We start from the raw sequence: 946 nt of genomic DNA on the forward strand, positions 1-946 counted from the left end.
AGCGGGTTAGAGCTTCTTGGGGTCGAGCGCGAGAGGGGCAAGCCGGCCTTTGCCCTGATGGCCGAGCCGGGCACCCGAAATATGTCGGCAGTGCGTTCGTCAGCGTCAATCGCGAGATGCGCGAGCGGCTGTGGAAGCGTGTCCAAGAGCATGCCGGGCCACCGCCCAAGGAGATGCCAACGCGGCCGGCAACGCAGTGGGTCAAGCCGGGGATCAAAGCCCGCGTGAAGCATCTAAGGGGCGAGGAAGACCTAAGGCACGCCTCGCTGCAGGATTTCTGGGATGAGAGCTAGTCGTTTGTCGCCTGCCACGCTCGATGCTATGTGTTTTTGGGTACAAAAAAGCCAAAGGCAAAGTGAGACGCCTCTACCTGGATTTTCGCTAGGTCACTAGCAGCCGCCCGGATTTCATCGGCAGTCACCTCAAAGAATTGGTGTGTTGCATTTTGCCGGTTGACTGAGAGTTTCTGCCAAGCCTTCTTTTCTACGAGGTATGCGCTCCACGGACCGTGAACGACACGATTGCGAAAAACGCAACGAGCCGATGAAGCGGATGCTTCAAGACGCCGCGCCGTTGCCGCACACGATAGCGAGAAGGTTGCAACGAGTCCGGCCGAAAGAAATGAGGCCCAACCCGATGGCAAAGAGTGGGCGTCCCCTTATTGCCGACGCCCTCGTTTTCAGGAATATAATCCTCCGTTGCGGCGACCCCTTTAACGGAGATCGCCATGCCCCAAAAGACTCTCGCCGACACTCTGGCCGCCCGCGAAACCATCTATGTCAATTGTGCGCACCCGATGTGCTGCAAATCGACGAAGCTCGACATCCAGGCGCTGATTGACGGGCTCGGGCGTGACCACGGCTCGATGTATGACGACCTGGTCGGGCTCTTTGTCTGCTCAAGTTGCAAGGCTGCCGGTCGTGACCGCCGGCAGGTGTTCTTCACA

General features: G+C 58.7%; 1 protein-coding gene and 1 pseudogene. Both read left to right on the forward strand.

Features of this window, described 5'->3' with window-relative positions; translation table 11 throughout:
• A pseudogene (locus AC0L16_RS33490) lies at window positions 1-293 on the forward strand (hypothetical protein); the annotation flags it as partial.
• Between the two features lie 434 nt (window positions 294-727).
• Window positions 728-946, forward strand: a 219-nt coding sequence (locus AC0L16_RS33495; RefSeq protein WP_473625799.1) for a hypothetical protein, incomplete at its 3' end; no start/stop codon positions are given.

It is taken from the genome of Mesorhizobium sp. WSM4848, assembly GCF_055811375.1.